The 18767-nt window shown below is 68.3% G+C and carries 20 protein-coding genes; 7 read left to right on the top strand and 13 right to left on the bottom strand.

The window, feature by feature from the left end:
* Window positions 1-12 precede the first annotated feature (12 nt).
* Window positions 13-1305 carry an Asp-tRNA(Asn)/Glu-tRNA(Gln) amidotransferase subunit GatA gene (gene gatA, locus ACMGFE_RS20190; RefSeq protein ID WP_436927080.1) on the bottom strand — a complete coding sequence of 431 codons (1293 nt, stop codon included), beginning with the start codon at window positions 1303-1305 and terminating at the stop codon, window positions 13-15.
* Between the two features lie 58 nt (window positions 1306-1363).
* Window positions 1364-1648: an Asp-tRNA(Asn)/Glu-tRNA(Gln) amidotransferase subunit GatC gene (gatC, locus tag ACMGFE_RS20185; protein WP_436927079.1), complete on the bottom strand. Its 285-nt coding sequence runs from the start codon at window positions 1646-1648 to the stop codon at window positions 1364-1366.
* 346 nt (window positions 1649-1994) lie between these two features.
* On the opposite strand from gatC, the gene ACMGFE_RS20180 reads away from it, so the two are divergent.
* Window positions 1995-2969 carry a transcription initiation factor IIB gene (locus ACMGFE_RS20180; protein ID WP_436927078.1) on the top strand — a complete coding sequence of 325 codons (975 nt, stop codon included), beginning with the start codon at window positions 1995-1997 and terminating at the stop codon, window positions 2967-2969.
* A 60-nt stretch (window positions 2970-3029) separates the two neighbouring features.
* Complete coding sequence (locus tag ACMGFE_RS20175) at window positions 3030-3500, top strand: NUDIX hydrolase (RefSeq protein WP_436927077.1); 471 nt, start codon at window positions 3030-3032, stop codon at window positions 3498-3500.
* 36 nt (window positions 3501-3536) lie between these two features.
* Here the strand turns inward: ACMGFE_RS20175 and ACMGFE_RS20170 are convergent, their stop codons facing one another.
* The 3 genes from ACMGFE_RS20170 to ACMGFE_RS20160 form a co-directional block, all read right to left on the bottom strand.
* Window positions 3537-4088, bottom strand: a complete 552-nt coding sequence (locus ACMGFE_RS20170) for a hypothetical protein (RefSeq protein WP_436927076.1) — start codon at window positions 4086-4088, stop codon at window positions 3537-3539.
* A 97-nt stretch (window positions 4089-4185) separates the two neighbouring features.
* Window positions 4186-5259: an asparagine synthase C-terminal domain-containing protein gene (locus tag ACMGFE_RS20165; RefSeq protein WP_436927266.1), complete on the bottom strand. Its 1074-nt coding sequence runs from the start codon at window positions 5257-5259 to the stop codon at window positions 4186-4188.
* A gap of 53 nt (window positions 5260-5312) precedes the next feature.
* Window positions 5313-5999 carry a CehA/McbA family metallohydrolase gene (locus ACMGFE_RS20160; RefSeq protein WP_436927075.1) on the bottom strand — a complete coding sequence of 229 codons (687 nt, stop codon included), beginning with the start codon at window positions 5997-5999 and terminating at the stop codon, window positions 5313-5315.
* A gap of 247 nt (window positions 6000-6246) precedes the next feature.
* Between ACMGFE_RS20160 and ACMGFE_RS20155 the strand changes: the two genes are divergently transcribed.
* Window positions 6247-7725 carry an LVIVD repeat-containing protein gene (locus tag ACMGFE_RS20155; protein WP_436927074.1) on the top strand — a complete coding sequence of 493 codons (1479 nt, stop codon included), beginning with the start codon at window positions 6247-6249 and terminating at the stop codon, window positions 7723-7725.
* 70 nt (window positions 7726-7795) lie between these two features.
* Here the strand turns inward: ACMGFE_RS20155 and ACMGFE_RS20150 are convergent, their stop codons facing one another.
* Together ACMGFE_RS20150 and ACMGFE_RS20145 are read right to left on the bottom strand one after the other, a co-directional pair.
* Entirely contained in the window at window positions 7796-9010 is a 1215-nt protein-coding gene (locus ACMGFE_RS20150; RefSeq protein WP_436927073.1) for a TIGR04347 family pseudo-SAM/SPASM protein, read from the bottom strand.
* Window positions 9007-9387 carry an Htur_1727 family rSAM-partnered candidate RiPP gene (locus tag ACMGFE_RS20145; protein ID WP_436927072.1) on the bottom strand — a complete coding sequence of 127 codons (381 nt, stop codon included), beginning with the start codon at window positions 9385-9387 and terminating at the stop codon, window positions 9007-9009. The genes ACMGFE_RS20150 and ACMGFE_RS20145 overlap by 4 nt, the downstream gene beginning before the upstream one ends.
* A 171-nt stretch (window positions 9388-9558) precedes the next feature.
* On the opposite strand from ACMGFE_RS20145, the gene ACMGFE_RS20140 reads away from it, so the two are divergent.
* The 4 genes from ACMGFE_RS20140 to ACMGFE_RS20125 all read left to right on the top strand — a co-directional run bounded on the left by ACMGFE_RS20140 (window position 9559) and on the right by ACMGFE_RS20125 (window position 11951).
* Window positions 9559-10680, top strand: coding sequence for a TIGR04053 family radical SAM/SPASM domain-containing protein (locus tag ACMGFE_RS20140; RefSeq protein WP_436927071.1), 1122 nt, complete (start codon window positions 9559-9561; stop codon window positions 10678-10680).
* 144 nt (window positions 10681-10824) lie between these two features.
* Window positions 10825-11202 carry a helix-turn-helix domain-containing protein gene (locus ACMGFE_RS20135; RefSeq protein WP_436927070.1) on the top strand — a complete coding sequence of 126 codons (378 nt, stop codon included), beginning with the start codon at window positions 10825-10827 and terminating at the stop codon, window positions 11200-11202.
* The gene (locus tag ACMGFE_RS20130; protein WP_436927069.1) at window positions 11199-11534 is read left to right on the top strand and encodes a DUF7521 family protein; all 336 of its coding nucleotides are present in this window, start codon (window positions 11199-11201) and stop codon (window positions 11532-11534) included. Before ACMGFE_RS20135 ends, ACMGFE_RS20130 begins: the two co-directional genes overlap by 4 nt.
* A 96-nt stretch (window positions 11535-11630) precedes the next feature.
* A complete protein-coding gene (locus ACMGFE_RS20125; RefSeq protein ID WP_436927068.1) occupies window positions 11631-11951 on the top strand; it encodes a DUF7521 family protein in 321 nt (106 codons plus the stop codon).
* A gap of 108 nt (window positions 11952-12059) precedes the next feature.
* On the opposite strand, the gene ACMGFE_RS20120 is transcribed toward ACMGFE_RS20125, so the two are convergent.
* The 6 genes from ACMGFE_RS20120 to ACMGFE_RS20095 form a co-directional block, all read right to left on the bottom strand.
* Window positions 12060-12182 (bottom strand): hypothetical protein, encoded by a 123-nt coding sequence (locus tag ACMGFE_RS20120; protein WP_436927066.1) that lies wholly within the window; start codon window positions 12180-12182, stop codon window positions 12060-12062.
* A gap of 129 nt (window positions 12183-12311) precedes the next feature.
* Window positions 12312-12833, bottom strand: a complete 522-nt coding sequence (locus ACMGFE_RS20115; RefSeq protein WP_436927065.1) for a hypothetical protein — start codon at window positions 12831-12833, stop codon at window positions 12312-12314.
* Window positions 12834-12999: 166 nt separating this feature from the next.
* Window positions 13000-13611, bottom strand: coding sequence for a hypothetical protein (locus ACMGFE_RS20110; RefSeq protein WP_436927064.1), 612 nt, complete (start codon window positions 13609-13611; stop codon window positions 13000-13002).
* Window positions 13604-14794 (bottom strand): DUF3179 domain-containing protein, encoded by a 1191-nt coding sequence (locus ACMGFE_RS20105; protein ID WP_436927063.1) that lies wholly within the window; start codon window positions 14792-14794, stop codon window positions 13604-13606. Before ACMGFE_RS20105 ends, ACMGFE_RS20110 begins: the two co-directional genes overlap by 8 nt.
* A gap of 259 nt (window positions 14795-15053) precedes the next feature.
* The gene (locus ACMGFE_RS20100) at window positions 15054-16745 is read right to left on the bottom strand and encodes a glycoside hydrolase family 13 protein (protein WP_436927062.1); all 1692 of its coding nucleotides are present in this window, start codon (window positions 16743-16745) and stop codon (window positions 15054-15056) included.
* The gene (locus tag ACMGFE_RS20095; RefSeq protein WP_436927061.1) at window positions 16742-18559 is read right to left on the bottom strand and encodes a glycoside hydrolase family 13 protein; all 1818 of its coding nucleotides are present in this window, start codon (window positions 18557-18559) and stop codon (window positions 16742-16744) included. The genes ACMGFE_RS20100 and ACMGFE_RS20095 overlap by 4 nt, the downstream gene beginning before the upstream one ends.
* Between the last annotated feature and the right edge of the window lie 208 nt (window positions 18560-18767).

The following is an 18767-nucleotide window of genomic DNA, read 5'->3' as shown; positions in this document are numbered from 1 at the left end:
GCCGAGGGCGACTCAGGCCAGCGCGCTGCCGGCCCGGATGACGGCCTTCTCGCCGAACGCCGGCCCGACGAACTGCAGGCCGACCGGAAGCCCGTCGTCGGTCTCCCCGGCGGGGACGGAGATCGCAGGGACGTTCGCCAGGTTCGCCGGCGTGGTGTTCGCGTCGGCGAGGTACATCGTGAGCGGGTCTTCGAGGCTCTCGCCCATCTCCATCGGCGGGACGGGCATCGTCGGGGAAGCCAGCACGTCGGCGTCGTCCAGCGCGTCGTTGATGTCGCGCTTGATCCAGGCGCGGGCGTCCTGGGCCTTCTTGTAGTACTTGTCGTGGTAGCCCGCGGAGAGGGCGTAGGTGCCGAGCAGGACGCGCGATTTGACCTCCTCGCCGAAGCCCTCCTCCCGAGCGCGGGCGAACGTCTCGTTCCAGTTGCCGTCGTAGCCGCCCGACTGTCCGTAGCGGACGCCGTCGAACCGTGCGAGGTTCGAGGAGGCCTCGCTCATCGCCGTCACGTAGTAGGCCTCGACCGCGTAGCGCAGGCACTCCAGGTCCACGTCGTGGTAGGTCGCGCCCCGGGCTTCGAGGTCGTCGATGGCGTCCCAGAAGACCTCGGTGACCCGTTCGTCCGCGCCGTCGAGCAGTTCCATCGGGATGCCGATGTCGAGCCCGTCGACGTCACCGTCTGCGGCTGCGGCGTAGTCGTAGGCGCCCTCGCCGCGCTCCTCGGTCGCGTCCCGGACCGTCGCGTCGTTCGGGTCCGGACCGGCGATGACCTCTAGCAGTTGCGCGGCCTCCTCGACGGTAGGCGCGATGGGCCCGACCTGTTCGAGGGAGTTGGCGTAGGCGACGATCCCGTACCGCGAGACCAGCCCGTAGGTGGGCTTGATGCCGACGACGCCGCAGAAGGCGGCGGGTGCGCGGACCGAGCCGCCGGTGTCCGTTCCCAGCGCCATGTCCGCGTCACCGGCGGCGACGACAGCCGCCGATCCGCCCGAGGACCCGCCGGGGACGTGGCCCCCGGCGACCGGGTTCTCGGTGGGGCCGAAGGCGGACGTTTCGGTGGTCGTCCCCATGCCGAACTCGTCCATGTTGGTCTTGCCGGGGATGGTGGCGCCGGCTTCCGTGATCCGTTCGACGACAGTCGCGTCGAACGGTGGGACGTAGTCGTCGAGCATGGCGGACCCGCAGGTCGTGCGGACGCCCTCGGTGGAGATGTTGTCTTTGACCGCGACGGTCGTCCCGGCGAGCGGGCCGTCGTCGGCGCCGTCGATTCGCTCCGTCGTGATGTAGCCGTTGTAGTCCGTGCTCATGCGTCTGAAGCCTCCGTTCTGGCTCGCGCGCTGTCGACAGTTCCGGAACGATTCGTCGTCACGAGACGTTCGGGCCCTTGAAGTAGCCGTCCTCGGTCTCCGCGGCGTTCCGGAGCGCCTCCTCCTGGGAGAGGCACTCGCGCACCTCGTCGGGGCGCATCACGTTCGCGAGTTCCTCCTCCTCGTCGACCTCGGGGACCTCGTCGAGGGTGTCGAAGTACTCGAGAATGTCCGCGAACTTCTCGGTGAACCGGTCGACCTCCTCGTCGTCGAGGTCGATGCGCGCGAGGTCGGCGACGTGGCGCACCTCCTCCGGATCGACGACGCTCTCCGTGTCGCTCATGGCCGAGGCGAGGCGTGGCCCGGCGGTAAGGGTTTCGATGCCCCCTCCACCGGTTCGACGAGCGTCGATCCAGGTCGGCCGCGTTCGACCGCCGAACCGACCGGGTTCTCCCCTGTCTGCTATCCCACGCCAGATCGTCGCGGATAACGTCTGAACGGCCCAGGTATCGGCAGTTCACACCTTCGTTTTCAGGAGTGTCGGCGCCGCAGAACCGATACATTAACTATGGTCGAGAATAGACGTACCATCTTGTGCCGTTTTTGGAAAAGATTTAAGTCGTTTGGCCTGCAACAGATAATCCGGTGAGACGGTTTTTGCGGGGACACCCCCGCATAGTTTGCAACCAATGACCGACACCTCAATCAGACGATACACGAGCGAGCGCGAAGAGGAACGCGAGCGAGAGGACGACGAGAGTGAGACGCTCGTCTGTCCGGAATGCGGGGGGAATCTCGCTTCCGACGCGGAGCACGGCGAGACGGTCTGCGAGGACTGCGGCCTCGTGGTCGAGGAGGACGAGATCGACCCCGGTCCGGAGTGGCGCGCGTTCGACGCGAGCGAGAAGGACGAGAAGTCGCGCGTCGGCGCGCCGACGACGAACATGATGCACGACAAGGGCCTCTCGACGAACATCGGCTGGCAGGACAAGGACGCCTACGGCAACTCCCTGTCCTCGCGCCAGCGAGAGAAGATGCAGCGCCTGCGCACCTGGAACGAGCGCTTCCGCACCCGCGACTCCAAAGAGCGCAACCTCAAGCAAGCGCTCGGCGAGATCGACCGCATGGCCTCGGCGCTCGGCCTGCCGGAGAACGTCCGCGAGACCGCGTCGGTCATCTACCGGCGCGCCCTCGACGAGGACCTGCTGCCCGGCCGCTCCATCGAGGGCGTCGCCACGTCGGCGCTGTACGCCGCCGCTCGCCAGGCCGGGACGCCGCGCAGTCTCGACGAGATAGCCGCCGTGTCCCGCGTCGGCAAGGACGAGATCGCTCGCACCTACCGCTACGTCGTCCGCGAACTGAGCCTGGAGATCCAGCCGGCGGACCCCGAGAGCTACGTTCCCCGGTTCGTCTCCGACCTGGACCTCCCCGACGAGGTCGAACGCCGCGCTCGACAGCTCCTGAACACGGCCAAAGAGCAGGGCGTCCACTCCGGCAAGTCCCCGGTCGGCCTCGCCGCCGCCGCGGTCTACGCCGCCTCGCTGCTCGCCAACGAGAAGGTCACCCAGAGCGAGGTCAGCGAAGTCGCCAACATCTCCGAGGTCACCATCCGCAATCGCTACCACGAGCTCCTCGAAGCCGAAGAGGAGTTCACGGCCCCCTGACGCCGTTTTCCCGCGAGTCGTTTCCGCAAGTCCGAAGCCACCGGTGACCCTCGCGTCGCTATGGAGACGACTCGACACTACACCGCGACGGTCTACGTCGTCAGCGACGACGCCGTCGCGCTCCACGTCCACGACGGACTCGACAGGTGGCTCCCGCCCGGCGGCCACGTCGACCGCGACGAACTCCCCCACGAGGCGGGACTCCGGGAAGTCCGCGAGGAGACCGGCCTCGACCCCGAACTGGTCGCCGACGTCGACGACGTGACGTCGGCGACGGTCGACCCGCTCCCGAAACCCCAGCACTTCCAGCTCGCCGACGTGAACGTCCACGGCGACTTCGTCGGCCACCAGCACGTCGACATGGTCTACTACGCTCGCGCCGACAGCCGCGAGATCGACCCCAGCGACGGCGAACAGCCGGCCGAGGACTGGCGCTGGTTCACGGCCGCAGACCTCGACGGAACCGTCGATGGACTCGACCCGGACGTCGTCGAGATCGGTCGGCGGGCGATCGAGACCGTCGGCGAGTGAGCCCCGCTCGACGGACGGCTCCCGTGTGCTCCGGCCTCACCCGGAGACGCCGATCCGTTCCCTCGAGACCACGGTCCCGGACTCGGTGTGGCGGATCGTCACCTCGATGGTCTGGCCGGGCTGCAGGTCGACCCGTCGCTGTTCGATCCGGACGGCGATCTCGCTCCCGGCTTCGAACTGCGCGCCGCTCCCGTTCCGCGCGGCGGCGACGCCGTCGATCCCCCGACGTCCCCGCGTGAAAATGTGGTTGCCGCTGTAGTCGTCCTGCGTGAGTCGCCTGGTCGGGAGTCCGTGTAACCGGGCGCGCTTGTCGTGGTCCGGCAGTTTCACGATCAGGTCCAGGTCGGCGACAGCGACGCTGGCGCCGCTCTCGTGTCTGATACGGAGCCACTGGGCGTCCTCACCGTCCGCCTGAACGGGGTCGGCGTTCGTCGAGAGGATCGGTCCCCCGTCCGACAGGAAGTCGCCCGTCTGCATCAACAGGCCGCCGGTGACGGCGATCATCAAGACGGTGAGGCCGAACCCGATCGCGGCCATTCCCTCCGTGGATATCGCGCGATCGGCGGCGCGGTGCATGGGTCCTCTCATCTACCGAGGCACTCTCTCTGCCGGTAACACACCGATCGTCTTAGCTCCTGTTGTGAACGATACTACAGGACGGCGAGTCGCCGACGGGACGGCCCCCTCACAGCAGTGACTCGACGTAGCGACCGACGTGGTCGTCCATCCGCCGTTTGTACCCCGCCTGCCGGGCGAGCCGGTCGAGTTCGCGCGAGACGAGGCTACCGTACTGGACGGCTTTCTTCTCCCGGAAGGCGACCCGATCCGGTACCCATTCGCGGACCGCGAGGCGGAGCGCCCACTTGCGCTCGCCGCGGTCTGTCACGAGCATCGGCCCCGACAGCGCGAGCGCCGCCGCGACGACGCGGTCGTCGAGCAGGGGCGCGACCGGTTCGACGCCCGCACCGCGGAGCGTCAGGCCGTCGCGTTCGAGCTGGGCAGGCAGCGTCTCGACCACCTCGCGGCGGGCGCCGCGGACGGTGTCGGCCGCGACGCGCTCGTCCTCGGGCGCGCGGGCCACCTTCGCGTAGCCGCCGAACAGCTCGTCGGCGCCCTGGCCGACCGCGAGTCGGTCGAAGCCGTCCGCCGCGGCCCGCTCGGCGACGAGATAGAGGGGCAGCGCGATGCTCACGTCCATCGCGTTGGTGCGGCCGGTCGCCGCGACGACGCGGGGAATCGCCCGCTCGACGTCCTCGTGGGCGAGTTCGACCACCCGGAGGTCCCGCCCGAGCGTCGACGCGGCCGTCCGGGCCGCCTCCACGTCGTGACTCCCCGGGAAGCCCGCGACGTACAGCGGTGCGCCGAGGCGAGCGGCCAGCGCGGCGGAGTCGACCCCGCCGGAGAACGCGACGGCCAGTCCCTCCGTCCCGGTTTCGTCGATCGCCGAACGAACCGCGTCGCGGACCCCTCGCACGGCCGCGCTGTCGTCGGGCGCCGGTTCCTGGTCGGGGAGCGACCAGACCCGTTCGTCACCGGCGGGCGAGCGAGCGTGTCCGGCGGGGACGGACGCCGGGTCCGCGAGGGCGCTCGGGTCGAAGCTCCACGTGGTCGGGTCCGCGGCCTCGGTGAACACCGGCTGGCGACCGAGCACGTCACGGACCACCCGGCCGTCCACGGCGCCCGCGAATCCGGCGGTACCGGGGAACGGGTCGCCGTCGGCGGTCGCCCCGCGGATCGTCTCTGCAGGTGCACCGCGGATCCGGTCGCTCGCCGCGTCGAACGAGCGATCGGTCGCCGATCCGGTCGCGTCGGTCATTGGAAGAGTCCGTCGAGCGCGAGGCGGACGCGACGGCGCGTGTTGCCGACGGCCTGTCGGAAACTGACCAGCCAGGGGGTCCGCCGCGTCTGGAGCGTCGTTCGTCCGTCGCTGACGGCCCGGCAGATGCCGTCGGCGGTCCGTTCGTCGGTGTCGACGAGCGTCACCGCACGGCCGACCATGTCGCTGACGTGCGCGTCGCTGCCGGCGGTGATCGGCAGGTCGTAGCGGTCGGCGAACCGCCTGGCCTGCCGGTTGGAGTAGCCTGTCACCAGCCGCGAGTTGTACACCTCGATGGCGTCTGCCTCGCGGAGTTCGGCCTTCGAGATGTTCGCGAGGACGCCGCTGCGCATCTCCTGGAAGGGGTGGGGGACGACGGCGATCCCGCCCTGGTCGCGGATCCGCTCGATGGTCTCCGCGAAGGACAGCCCGGGGTCGACCGCTTCGGTCACGTTCAGCCCGAGGACGTGGCCCGCGGCGCTCGACACCTCGATGCCGGGGATGCCGACGAGCCCGTACGCCGGCGCGCGGTCGAGCAGCGTCTGGTTCGCGGACACCTCGTCGTGGTCGGTGACGGCCAGCGCGTCGAGGTCCGCTTCGGCCGCGCGTTCGAGCAGCATATCCACGGAGTCGCGGCCGTCGTACGAGGCGGCCGAGTGCGCGTGGAGTTCGACCGATAGCACGGACTGTGATAGCGCCGGTGTCGGCAAAAGCGCCTCGATCCGTACGGTCCCGCCCGCTCGAACCCCCGTTTCGGCTTGCGCGGCGGCGACCGTCGCTGCACCACGGCCGCGCCGTTCGCTCCCCCGCCACGGTCTCTCGCGAACGAGCGATCCGCTCTCGTCGTTCTCCCCGCTCGACGGCGAGATACTTCTGTGAGCGTTTGAGTTTCCGCCACGGCTTTTTCCGTATCGGCCGACGGTCGGAGCGATGAACCGGCGCCAGTACCTGCAGACCGTCGCCATGTCAGTCCCCGCCGCTTCCGGCATCGCGCCCGGCGTGGCCGCGGCACGCGCGGACTACGAACCGCTCGGCTCGGTGTCCGTCTCGGGCGCCACGGAAGCCGTCGTCGGACCGGACGCCCGGACCGCCTACGTCGCAACCCAGGACGGATTCGCCGTCGTCGACGTCTCGGACCCCGCGTCACCGGCGGTCGTCGACAGGCGGACGGCGTTACTCGCCGACCGCGAGGGCGGGCCGCTCCGGGAGATCCTGGACGTCTCCGTCGCCGGCGACCGGCTGCTCGTCGCGGGGCCGGCCAACCACCACGACGAACCGGCCCTCGAAGGATTCCTCCTGTACGACCTCGCGAACCCGACGGACCCGGAACGCGTCGCGTTCTACGAGACGGACTTCGCCATCCACAACGCCTTCCTCGCCGGGGATCACGCGTATCTCGCAGACACCGGTCGCGTCGTCGTGGTCGACGTGACCGGGACGCCTGCGGAAGTGGGCTCGTGGCGACCGCGCGACGCGGACCCGGCGTGGGCCGACGTCCACCCGCTGCTCTGTTTCGCCCACGACATGTTCGTCCGGGGCGACCGCGCGTACGTCGTCGAGTGGGACGCGGGGACGTTCGTCCTCGACGTCTCCGACCCCACCGCTCCGACTGCCGTCACCCGAATCGGGGGCCGCTCGGCCGAGACCCTGGCCTCGATTCCCGACGACGAGGTCGTGGCTCACTCGCTCGGGATGCCCGGTAACCACCACACCGCGATGGTGAACGAGGACGCGTCGCTCCTCGTGTTGAACAAGGAGGCGTGGCAGACGGACCTCACCGAGGAAGCGGGCGTCGACCCGCTCGGCGAGGTCGAACTGTGGGATCTGCGCGACGAATCGTCGCCGGCGCACCTCGCGACTATCGAAGCGCCGGAGTCGCGCGACCCCGAGAAGTCGGCGCTCAACACGACGCCGCACAACTTCGACGTCGCCGGCGACCGCCTGTTCACCTCGTGGTACGACGGGGGCGTGAAGGTCCACGACGTCTCGGACCCGGCGAACCCCGAACTGCTCGCCTGGTGGCGCGCCCCGTCGCGGTGGACGTTCTGGACCGCCCAGCGCGCGACAGACGCGTTCTTCGTCGCGAGCAGCCACGCTCGCGGCCGCTACAACGCCGGGAAAGGCGCGCTGGTCACGTTTCCGAACCGCCCGGGCGAGCAACAGTCGCCGCCGCCCCTGACGGCCACACCCACACCAGCGGACCCGACGCCGCAGGGATCGCCGAGTCCGACCCCCGCGTCGACGGTCACGACAGCATCGGGGACGGGGGCGCCACCGACGGACGGTACCGCGAGCACGACCGTAGCGGCCGCTTCTGGAACGACGACCGGTGACGGGAGCGGGTTCGGGCTCCTCGCGGCGCTCGGAGCGGTAGGGATCGCCGCCTGGCGTCGCGGACTGAGAGAGTGAGAACAGGTGATAGCGCGATCCGGCCCGGTTCCGTATCGCGGATAGAGATTTATCGGAGAGCGAAGAGCGTTCAGTCGGCCGAGGTCGGAGAGCGCGCGTCGCCGCCGAGACCGCGCTCGTCGGGCGTCAGGTAGCACTGCGGGTCCGGTCCGAACGGGTCGTCACCGGCCGCGAGCGCTCGCAACCGGGAGGCACCGCGGCAGACGTCCTGGTACTGGCACCCGGCGCACTTGCCGGTCAGGTGCTCCTCGCGCTCGCGGAGCGCCCGGAGGAGCGGGTTGGACTCGTCGGTCCAGATGTCGCCGAACGGTCTGTCGCGGACGTTCCCCAGGGAGTAGCCCTGCCAGAACTGCGTGAGGTGGACGTTGCCCTGGTAGTCGACGTCGGCGATGCGTTCGCCCGTGGGGTCGCCGCCGTTTCGCCGCAGGTACTGATACACTCTCTCGGCCTGTTCGGTCCCCAGTTCCCGCCGGGCGTACTCGACGAGGTAGGCCGCGTCCGCGTAGTTGCCCACCAGCAGCGTCTCGATTTCGTGGCCCCGGTCGTGGTACTCGCGGGTCAGATCGCAGACCCGACGCACCGCTTCGCGCCGTTCTTCCGGCGTCAGGTCCACGTCCTGGATGTCCGCGCCGCGGCCGCCGTAGTCGAGGTGGTAGAAACAGAAGCGGTCGACGCCGCGGTCGGCGAGCAGGGCCACCACGTCCTCCAGGTCGTCGGCGTTGTGTCGGGTGATCGTGTAGCGGAGGCCGGTCTTGAGGCCCGCGGCCTGGGACGCCTGGATACCCTCCAGCGCGCGTTCGAACGCCCCGTCCTGGCCGCGGAACGCGTCGTTGCGCTCGGGCATCCCGTCGACGGAGACGCCGGCGTACATGAGGCCCGCGTCGCGCAGGTTCGCCGCCCGCTCCTCGGTCAGGAGCGTCCCGTTCGTCGAGAGCACGGGCCTGAGTCCGGCGTCGGCGGCGTGGGCGACGAGTTCGGTCAGGTCGTCGCGAGCCAGGGGTTCGCCCCCGGAGAACAGGACCACGGGCGCGCCGAAGTCGGCGAGTTCGTCGAGGAACTGCTTGCCCTCCGCGGTGGTCATCTCGCCGGGCGCGGGCTCGGTCTCGGCGGCCGCGTAGCAGTGGTCGCAGTAGAGGTTGCACTGTTTCGTGCAGTTCCAGACGACGACCGGCCGGCGCTGTTTGCGCTCGCGGATCTGGTCCTTCGAGGACTCGTCGGCCGCGTCGTACCTGAGTCCGTCGCCCTCGGCGTCGAGGTCACAGAGGAGCTTGCTGACCGATATCACGCCCGCTCACCCCCTGCGTCGGCGTCGCGGCGCTCGTGATCGTCGGTTCCGGCGTCGCCGGCCCGGTCGCTCAGTGCGACGCCGTCGGCGGTGAACCGGCGCGTCTCGTCGGCGGGGCAGAGCCAGAGCGTCTCGGCGGTCCAGCCGAACAGCTGTGCGGCCTGTTCGCGAGCGATCTCGGTCGACGGGGCGCTGACGCTCCCCGCGTGCCGGAGCGGGTCACCCGTGCTCTCGCGGACGAACAGCTCCCACTCGCGGGTCACGTCACCCCGCGGCCCGTCGACGGACCCGTCGAGGGCTGACGCGCCGGTATCGGGCGCGGGGGTCGGATCGGCATCGGGGTCGGACATGTCCGGGGAGACGGACTCCCCGTTCATACCCCCGACCCGTATTTTCACTCGCTGGGAACGCGGCCGGCCGCTTAGGTCGTCCGAACCGAATTCGACCACGATGACCGGAATTCGCGCGGGACGAAGGGTCGACGGCCACGGACTGCCGGACGGGGAGCGAGCGGCCGCGCTCGACCGCGGTCCGCGGAGGTGGCGCTGATGCGACCCCCCGTCGACACCGCCGAGCGCCCGCTCGTCCTGATCTGGGAGGTGACACAGGCCTGCGAGCTGTCCTGTGACCACTGTCGAGCGGACGCACAGCCCGCCCGCCACCCCGACGAACTCTCGACGGCGGAGGGCAAGCGACTGCTCGACCAGACCGCGGCGTTCGGCGACGGCCAGCTCGTCGTCCTCTCGGGCGGTGACCCGATGAAACGCCCGGATCTCGTCGAACTCGTCGACTACGGCACCGACCGCGGACTCACGATGTCGCTGACGCCCAGCGGAACCGACGAACTGGACGCCGAGGCTATCCAGTCGCTGGCCGACGCCGGGCTCAGGCGGATGGCGCTCAGTCTCGACGGCGCGGACGCCGCCAGTCACGACGCCTTCCGCGGCGAATCGGGGAGTTTCGAGTCGACGATGCGGGCGGCGGAGCAGGCTCGCGAGGCCGGCGTTCCGCTCCAGATAAACACGACCGTCTGTGCCAGCACGGTCGACGAGCTGCCCGCGATCCGCGACCGCGTGGCGGACCTCGGGGCGGTGCTGTGGAGCGTCTTCTTCCTCGTCCCCATCGGCCGCGGCCGCCTGCTCGACCCGATTCCGCCCGACCGCGCCGAGCGCGTCATGGAGTGGCTGGCCGACGTGGCCGACGAGGCCCCGTTCGGCCTGAAGACGACCGAAGCGCCCCACTACCGCCGCGTCCGCAGACAGGCCGCCGCGGAGACGCGAGCGGACGGGGAGGGCGGTCCGAGTGACGCCGAGAACCGCCGCGCGAGCGTCATCGCCGGCGACGGCTTCGCGTTCGTGAGTCACACGGGCGAAGTGTACCCCTCGGGGTTCCTGCCGGAGTCGGCGGGGACGGTGCCCGCGGACGACGTCGTCGAGGTGTACCGCGAGTCGGACCTGTTCGAATCACTCCGGGACCGCGACGCCCTCGGCGGGAAGTGCGGTGCCTGCCCGTTCCGGCAGGTCTGCGGCGGGAGCCGCTCCAGGGCGTACGCCCACACCGGCGACCCCCTGGCGAGCGACCCGCTCTGTGGCTACGTCCCGCCGGAGTACGACGGACCGCTCCCCTGGGACGACGCCGAAGACCCGGTCCGGGCGGACGGTCGGCCCTGACGGACAGGGAACCGGGCCGAACATGTCCGAAACGTGTTAGATGGGTGAGGCGTCTGGCGCGGACGTTCTCGCCGTCTCGCGCCGGTGCGTGGCCGTCGCGTGTCGGTGCGATTATAACGGTCGTCGGGTAAGTGAGGGGTAGGAATGGTCCGTGACCCGTTCGCGGACGACGAGGCGCCGGACCTTCAGGACGTCCTGGACGCGCTGGACGACCCGGACTGTCGGGCGATCGTCACGGCGCTGAACGAACCCATGACGGCCAGCGAGATCTCCGAGGCAAGCGACATCCCGCTGTCGACGACCTACCGGAAGATCGACCGCCTCGAGGAAGCCCAGTTGTTGTTCGAGGGGACCGAGATCCGCCCCGACGGACAACACGCCAGCATCTACGAGGTCGACTTCGAGGAAGTCGTCATCTCTTTGACCGAGGAACGCGATTTCGAGACAGAGATCGCCCGACAGCCTCGGACCCCGGACCAGCGCCTCGAATCGCTGTGGTCGGAGGTGCGCAAAGAAACATGAGCCCGCACGCAACAACGATACTCGTCGCACTGAAGACGATAACCCTCCTGCTTGGAGGGCTCATCACGTACTTCTCCTACAAGGCCTACTCCAGGAGCGGCGCGCGACCGCTGTGGTACCTCGCCGTCGGGTTCGGGATCGTCACGTTGGGGACGTTATTCGCGGGACTCGTGGACCAGTTGCTGCGGTTCTCGCTGCTTTCGGCGGAGTCGATCCCGATCACCACGGCGGCGCTGAGCGACAGGGCCGTCGCCGACATCGCGCTGGTCCTCGAGAGCGCACTGACTGCCATCGGGTTCGCCGTCATCGTGTACTCGCTGTACTCCGAGTAATTCTCGCCGTCTGTTCGGTCTCGTTCCCACGCCCTGAGAACGGGTGTCCGGGTATAACCTGTCGACGCCGGTAGGACTCGAACAGAGTGACCACCCGTGTTCGACATTACCTTCGCCCTCGCTCTGACCAAGGCGACCACACTGCTGTTCGGGACGATCCTGACCGGCCTGGCCTGGCGGGCGTACCGTCGGACGAGTGACCCGGCCCTCCGCGCGCTCGCGCTCGGCATCGGCCTCGTGACCGTCGGCGCCATCCTCGGCGGCACGCTCCACCGAGTCGTCCGGGTTCACCTCCCCGTGGCCGCGACCGTCCAGAGCGCGTTCACCGCCGGCGGGTTCGCCGTGTTGACCTACTCGCTGTACGCCGGCGACGAGACCGAGCACCAACCGGAGAACGACCACCGACGCACCGACTGAGACGCCGGTTCGGCCGCGTTCGACGGCTCGAAACCGCTCACGACGAGCTGCCACCAAAGCGGCGATGAATTCTATACCGCTATATCGAACGACGGCCGTCGGCACACCCTATTCCAGCAGTGTCCAGCTGTAGTACCCATCCGTGACCGCCTTCGTCTCGAAGGCGTGTGCGATGATCGCCGCCAGGTCCGCCTGCCCGGTGTTGTCGACGACGAATAGGTTCTTACGCAATTTGAGCCCAAGGCGAGGATATGTAAATTAGGACTTAACTATCAGCGCTATGGGGATTCCGACTGACTCGGAGGCCTGGAGAAGCGGTTCAGAACGCGAAGTGAGTTTCTCTACTCAGAGCAATGTCGGTCACGACGGCGGTGTCGGCGTGGCCGGACAGGATTCTTCGGTACACGGAATCGAATCGACTTTCACATTGTCCCCCTCTTGTACTATCCGAATTGCGTAGTGATTATCATCGTATGAGATGTAGGTCGAATCATATAAATCGTCAGCTGACGGCCCCCATACCTGTTCAATGTTATTGAACAATTTTTTCACCTCCGTTCCATCGTTAATACAATCTACATACGTCTTGTTTGTAGATAGTGCTTGATCGATGGCGCGTTGAGCGCCCGAATCTAATTCGTTATATCCGATGATCGCTACAGTTTCATATTCACTAACGTAGTTCGGGACCTGAAAAATAGATAATTCGTCGTATGGCTCCCGAGGATCTTCTTTTGTGGATGTCTTTGAACACTTTTCTTTTTCCGAAACAGTAGGGCTTGTTCCAGAATCATCAGCCGGGGTTTCACTTGTATTATTGCAACCAGAAAGGAAAGGCAAAGCAACAATACACCCAAGGTGGAGAAAATTTCTCCTCTTCATGAATTAATACGCATCCGAGGGTTAGATAAGACTTACTAGTGAGAAGACATGATATGTCCCAAATAGCTAGAAAGCGTGTTCGTCAGTGACGAGCGCCGACGCAGCCGGTCTCGACCGTCAAACCGGCTGCAGTCGCCAGTGGATATGACACGGCGTCCGGGGGCGGTCACGTCGCCGCGGGGTCGACGTGCCGACTCACGAGCACGAGACCGGCCAGCAACAGGACCACCGCGGCCGGAAGCAGGAACTGGAAGGCAGTGAGCAGGGCGCCCGACGCCTGAACGCCGACCGCGATCAGGACAACCGGGCCGCAACAGGCGGTTCCGGACAGGAGCGCGGGCAGTCCGGCCAGCGCCCCCGCCGAAGACCCGTCGATCCCGCAACTGGCGGGCCGCGTCCGGGCGAGATAGGTCAGCGCGACGTTGAGGCCGACGAGCCCGGCGACGCCCGCGCCCAGGACCGTGTCGAACGAGAACAGGTACGTCACCGGCCCCAGCCGCACGCTGGCGACCGGCGTGAACGAGAACGGGCCCAGCGCCGGTCGGAAGAATCTCGCGGCCGCGTCGTCGACGATCGTCACGCCGAACCCACCGATCCCGGGAGCGAGATGGCCGAGCGCGTAGAGATAGAGGACGAGGTACGCGGCGCTCGTCGCGACGAAGACGAGGCCCGCGTCGCGGCGGTGGAACGGGAGCGTCGCACTCGTTCGCGTCCGGGAGAGGGCCTCCCGGAAGGCGGCGACCGGGCCGCGTCCGTCGTCGCTCGTCGGCTCAGGCATAGACGTTCGTGTCCGGGTAGTAGCCGCTCCAGGCGAACCACATCGCGTCGAACGCGTGGACCCGCGTCAGTGGCAACTCGTCGGGTGCGTACGTCTCCCCGCCGCCGCGGACGCGCCCGTCTTCGAGCGCGAACGCCCGCTCGTCCGGGTTCAGGTAGACGTAACCGGTCGCGAGCCGCGGGTCGGCGACGGCGACGATGGGAGCCCCAGCGAGTTCACCGGCCATCGTCCCCGCCGACAGGAGCGACTCCTTCTCGAACGCGACCGCACCGTCCGGCGTTCGGGCTCCCATGAACACCCGTTTCGGCTCGTATCGGTCGTCTTCGTTCAGTTTCGGGAAGAGGGTGCTCCCGTTCGCGTAGTAGCCCCCTTTCGGGTCGTACGAACCGTACGGGTCGCTGCCGTAGTTTCGCGCGTGGCCGGTGTCCGTTGACAGGACTCGCGTGCCGGGATAGCGCCCGCGCCACGCTTCCCAGGTCGTCCAGACGAGGCGGAACTCCCGGAGCGACGCGGTCGGGGGGTCCTCGTTCCACGGGCCGGGGACCGACGTCGCGAGGATCTGCGGCCACCACGTCTCGCTCGCCCGGTCGTACATCACCAGGTTGTTGTTGATCAGTCGGCCGGAGACGCCGAAGGTGGTGTCGCCCCGCTCGAACCCCTGGACCGTGCCGGTCAATGGGCAATAGGTCACCGCGACCGACGTTCCGTCGACCGTGTCGTTGACGATCTCGTGGTGGACGAGGATCGACTGGGGGTACGCTTTGACCGTGTCGCCGCGCGCGACGCCGAACACCGGATCCCCTGCCGAGAGGAACGACGCGTCGTCGACGTCCACGAACGACGGTTCGTCGATCGACGGGATGCCGTCCCTGGACGGACCGCCCGACCGGGCTTCCGACGTGAGGTCCGCAGGCGACGCCGGCAGCGGGAGCGTCTCGTCCGCCGTGGGGACCGAATCAGTGGGGTCCCGAGCCCGGTCGCCGGCGGTCTGGTCTGCGTCGGCAGTGGACGTCGATCCACCGCCGTCGCTCCCCGTCTCCGGCGCGTCGCGGGTATCGACCGCTTCGTCGCCCCCGTCGGCGCCGGCGCTCGACCAGGGCCCGAGCGAACCACAGCCGGCGACGACGCCGGCACCCAGCGCGCTCGCGGTCGCGAGGAACCGGCGTCTGCCGAGCGTTGTCATACACCAGGCTAGGCGAACGAGGGAAATAACGGTAGGCCGCCTGTGCGGACGCCGCGCCATGGCATCGTCCGGCCGTCGGGCGACGCGCCGGACGGTCGGAGTTCAGACCATCGGGCGGTCGGCGTTCAGACCATCGGGCCGTCGGAGCCCAGACCATCGGGCGGTCGGCGTTCAGACCATCGAGCCGTCGGCGTTCAGACCATCGGGCGGTCGGAGGCCAGATCACCGGGGTCGCCGGGGGATCCGTCTCTGCGCGGTCTCAGTACTCGTAGACGGCTGCCTCGAAAGGACGGAACTGCGCGTCGACGGGATCGGAGGGTGCGCTGTCGTAATTACCGATCAGGACCTCGGCGTCGCTCGCGGCGACGCCGTCGGACTCGAAAGTCGCCGGCTCGGCCGACCAGTTGCAGACGACGAGCCGCCGTTCGCCGTCGAGGTGGCGGGTGTAGGCGTAGATCTGCTCGTCCTCGGGGGCGAGCAGTTCGTAGTCGCCGTAGACCAGCGCGGGGTCCTCGCGGCGGAGCTCGATCAGCCGGCGGTAGTGGTTCCAGACCGACTCGGTGTCGGCGACGGCGTCCTCGACGTTGACGTCGGTGTAGTTGTCGTTGAGCGCGAGCCACGGGTCGCCGTCGGTGAAGTCGGCGCGGTCGGCGGCGGCCCACTGCATCGGGGTGCGCGCGTGGTCGCGACTGCGGTAGTTGACGGCCGTTCGCACTTCGTCGAAGGAGTCGACGGCGCCGTCGGCGAGCAGGTCCTCGACGATGCCGACGGTCATCGCGTCGTCGACCTCCTCCAGACTCTCGAACTCGGTGTTCGTCATCCCGATCTCCTGGCCCTGATAGAGGTACGGCGTCCCGCGCATCGTCAGGAGGAAGGTGCCGACGAGCTTGGCCGACTCGCGGCGGTAGGCCTCGTCGCCGAACCGCGAGACGATGCGGGGGTGGTCGTGGTTGCCGAGGAACAGCGCTTCCCAGGTCTCGCGGGCGACCTCGCGCTGGTTTCGCGTCATCAGCTCCTTGAACTCGGGGAGGCTCCACTCGCCCCAGTCGTCGCCGGTCCAGTCGCCGCCCTGGTCGACGCCGAGGTGGTCGAAGTGGAACACCATGTCGAGGCAGTCGCCGCGCTCGATGTACTCGCGGGCGTCCGCGGCCGAGGCGCCGCCCATCTCGCCGGCGGTCATCGCCTCGTCGGGGATGACCGCGCCGAGTTCGTCGAGGTACTCGCCCAGGCGCGGGCCGAGCGTGTAGTGCTCGGACCCGAGCGGCCCGTGTTCGTCGGGGTCACCGTCCGGGTACCCCTCCGGCTTCGACAGGTGGCTGATGGCGTCCATGCGGAAGCCGTCGATGCCGCGGTCGAGCCACCACGTGACGACGTCGGTGACGGCCGTTCGGACGTCCGGGTTGCGCCAGTTGAGGTCGGGCTGGTTCTCGTTGAACACGTGCAGGTACCACGCCCCTCGTTCCTCGTCGTAGGACCACGCCGGACCGCCGAACAGCGACTCCCAGTTGTTCGGGGGTTCGTCGGGCGAGCCCTCGACCCAGTGGTAGTAGTCGGCGTACTCGCCCTCCTCGCGGCGGGAGCGCTGGAACCACTCGTGCTCGTTCGACGTGTGGTTGACCACGAGGTCCATGATGATCTTCATGTCGCGGTCGTGGAGGGCGTCGCGCAGCCGCTCCCAGTCGGCCATGTCGCCGAACTCGTCCATGATGGCGCGGTAGTCGCGGATGTCGTAGCCGTTGTCGTGGTTGGGCGAGTCGTAGACCGGGCAGAGCCACACGACGTCGACCCCGAGGTCGTCGAGGTAGTCGACGCGCTCGGTGATGCCGGGGATGTCCCCGACGCCGTCTCCGTCGCTGTCGTTGAAGCTCCGCGGGTAGATCTGGTACACGACTGCCTCTTTCCACCAGTCGCGGTCGATGCGGCTCTCGTCGATGGACATCGTCTGTGTCATGGATCAGTGCTGGTCTCCGTCAGGTCGGTCGCGGCGTCGGTACGCGGCGTCAGGTAGACGCGGGCCTCCCACGGACCGAGGTCGATCGAGCGACCCGGCACCCGGGGCGCCTCGTCGTTGGCGAGCGCGAGTTCCAGCCCGTCGAACGCGGCGCCCCCGGGCACGTCGAACGTCGTCGGCTCGTCGTCGAAGTTGAGGAGGACGAGTGCGCGCTCCCGTGCGCGCCCGCGTTCGTCGCCAGCCGACTCGGTGGCGTCTCCGCCCGTCTCCGCGCCGGAATCGCCCGTCTCCGCGCCGGAACCGTCACGGTCGAGGGTTCGCGTGTACGCGAACAGGGACTGGTGGTCGGGGGCGAGCAGTTCGAAGTCGCCGGAGACGAGCAGATCGCGCTCGCGCAGGGCGATCAGGTCGCGGTAGTAGTGGAACACCGAGTCGGGGTCCTCGCGCGCCCGTTCGACGTTGATATCGGTGTAGTTGGGGTTCACGTCGATCCAGGGGTCGCCGTCGGTGAACCCGGCGTGTTCGTCGTCGGACCACTGCATCGGCGTCCGGGCGTTGTCGCGGCACATCGCCTCGACGGCTTCCCGGACGTCCTCGTAGGCCGCGGCGTCGACGTCGGGGTCCTCGATGGCCGCGTCGACGTAGTTCAACGCCTCGACGTCGCGCAGGGCGTCGCGGGACTCGAAGGGCGCGTTCGTCATGCCGATCTCCTCGCCCTGGTAGACGAACGGCGTGCCGCCGAGCGTGTGCGTCAGCGTACCCAGCAGTTTGGCCGACTTCCGGCGGTACTTCCCGTCCGACCCGAACCGCGAGACCATCCGAGGCTGGTCGTGGTTGTTCAGGTAGAGGCTGTTCCAGCCCTCCTCGGCCAGCCCCTGCTGCCACTTCGCGAGGATCCGCTTGAACTCGGGGAGCGACGGGTCGCCGGCGTCCCACTTGTGCTCGTCGTGGTCGAAGGTGACGTGCTCGAACTGGAAGACCATCGAGAGCCCGTCGCCGTCCGGGCCGACGTACTGTCTGGCGTCTTCGACCGAGACGCCGGGCGTCTCGCCGACGGCGAGGAGTTCCTCGTCGTCGAGGACCGCATCGACCATCTCGCCGACGTACTCGTGGACGCGCGGGCCGTTCATGAAGTGCTCCGCGCCGGTCAGGCCGGCGTCGGGGTCGCCGTCGGGCAGCCCCTCGGTCTTGGAGATCATGTTGATGACGTCCATGCGGAAGCCGTCGATGCCGCGGTCGAGCCACCACCGCATCATGTCGAAGACCTCCTCGCGGACGTCGGGGTTGCGCCAGTTGAGGTCTGGCTGGCGCTCGTCGAAGAGGTGGAGGTACCAGGCTTCGCGCTCGTCGTCGTAGGACCACGCCGGCCCGCCGAAGACTGACTGCCAGTTGTTCGGGGGTTCGTCGGGCGGCCCCTCGACCCAGTGGTAGTAGTCGGCGTATCCGTCCGCTTCGTCACGGGACTTCCGGAACCACTCGTGTTCGTCGGAGGTGTGGTTGACGACGAGGTCCGTGATCAGGCGGATGCCCCGCTCGTGGAGTTCGTCGCGCAGGCGCTCCCAGTCGGCCATGTCGCCGTACCGGTCGTCGATGGCACGGTAGTCGCTGATGTCGTAGCCGTTGTCGGCTTGCGGCGATTCGTACACCGGATTGAGCCAGACGGCGTCGACCCCCAGGTCGTCGAGGTACTCGACGCGGTCGATCAACCCCTCCAGGTCACCGACGCCGTCGCCGTCGCTGTCGGCGAAACTCTTCGGGTAGACCTGGTAGACGACGGCTTCCTTCCACCAGACCGGGTCGTCGACCTGGCTCATCGCGACTCACCGACCGTCGAGGTCGACGGGGCCGAACGTCCACCGCCGAAAGCGGCTGCATCCCGCTCCGGTCGGGCGGTTAGCTTTTGTCCTCGAATCGCTTGCTTGCTCGTCATGAGTAGTGTCTGGAAGTCCGGCGCGGACTTCGCTCGTCAGTATCGAGAGGAACGACCCACTTAATTCTGACGAGGATTTTGAAGAACGACTT

It is taken from the genome of Halosimplex amylolyticum (assembly GCF_051414035.1).
Taxonomy (GTDB): domain Archaea; phylum Halobacteriota; class Halobacteria; order Halobacteriales; family Haloarculaceae; genus Halosimplex; species Halosimplex amylolyticum.
This window is presented reverse-complemented; position numbering and strand designations above follow the sequence as displayed.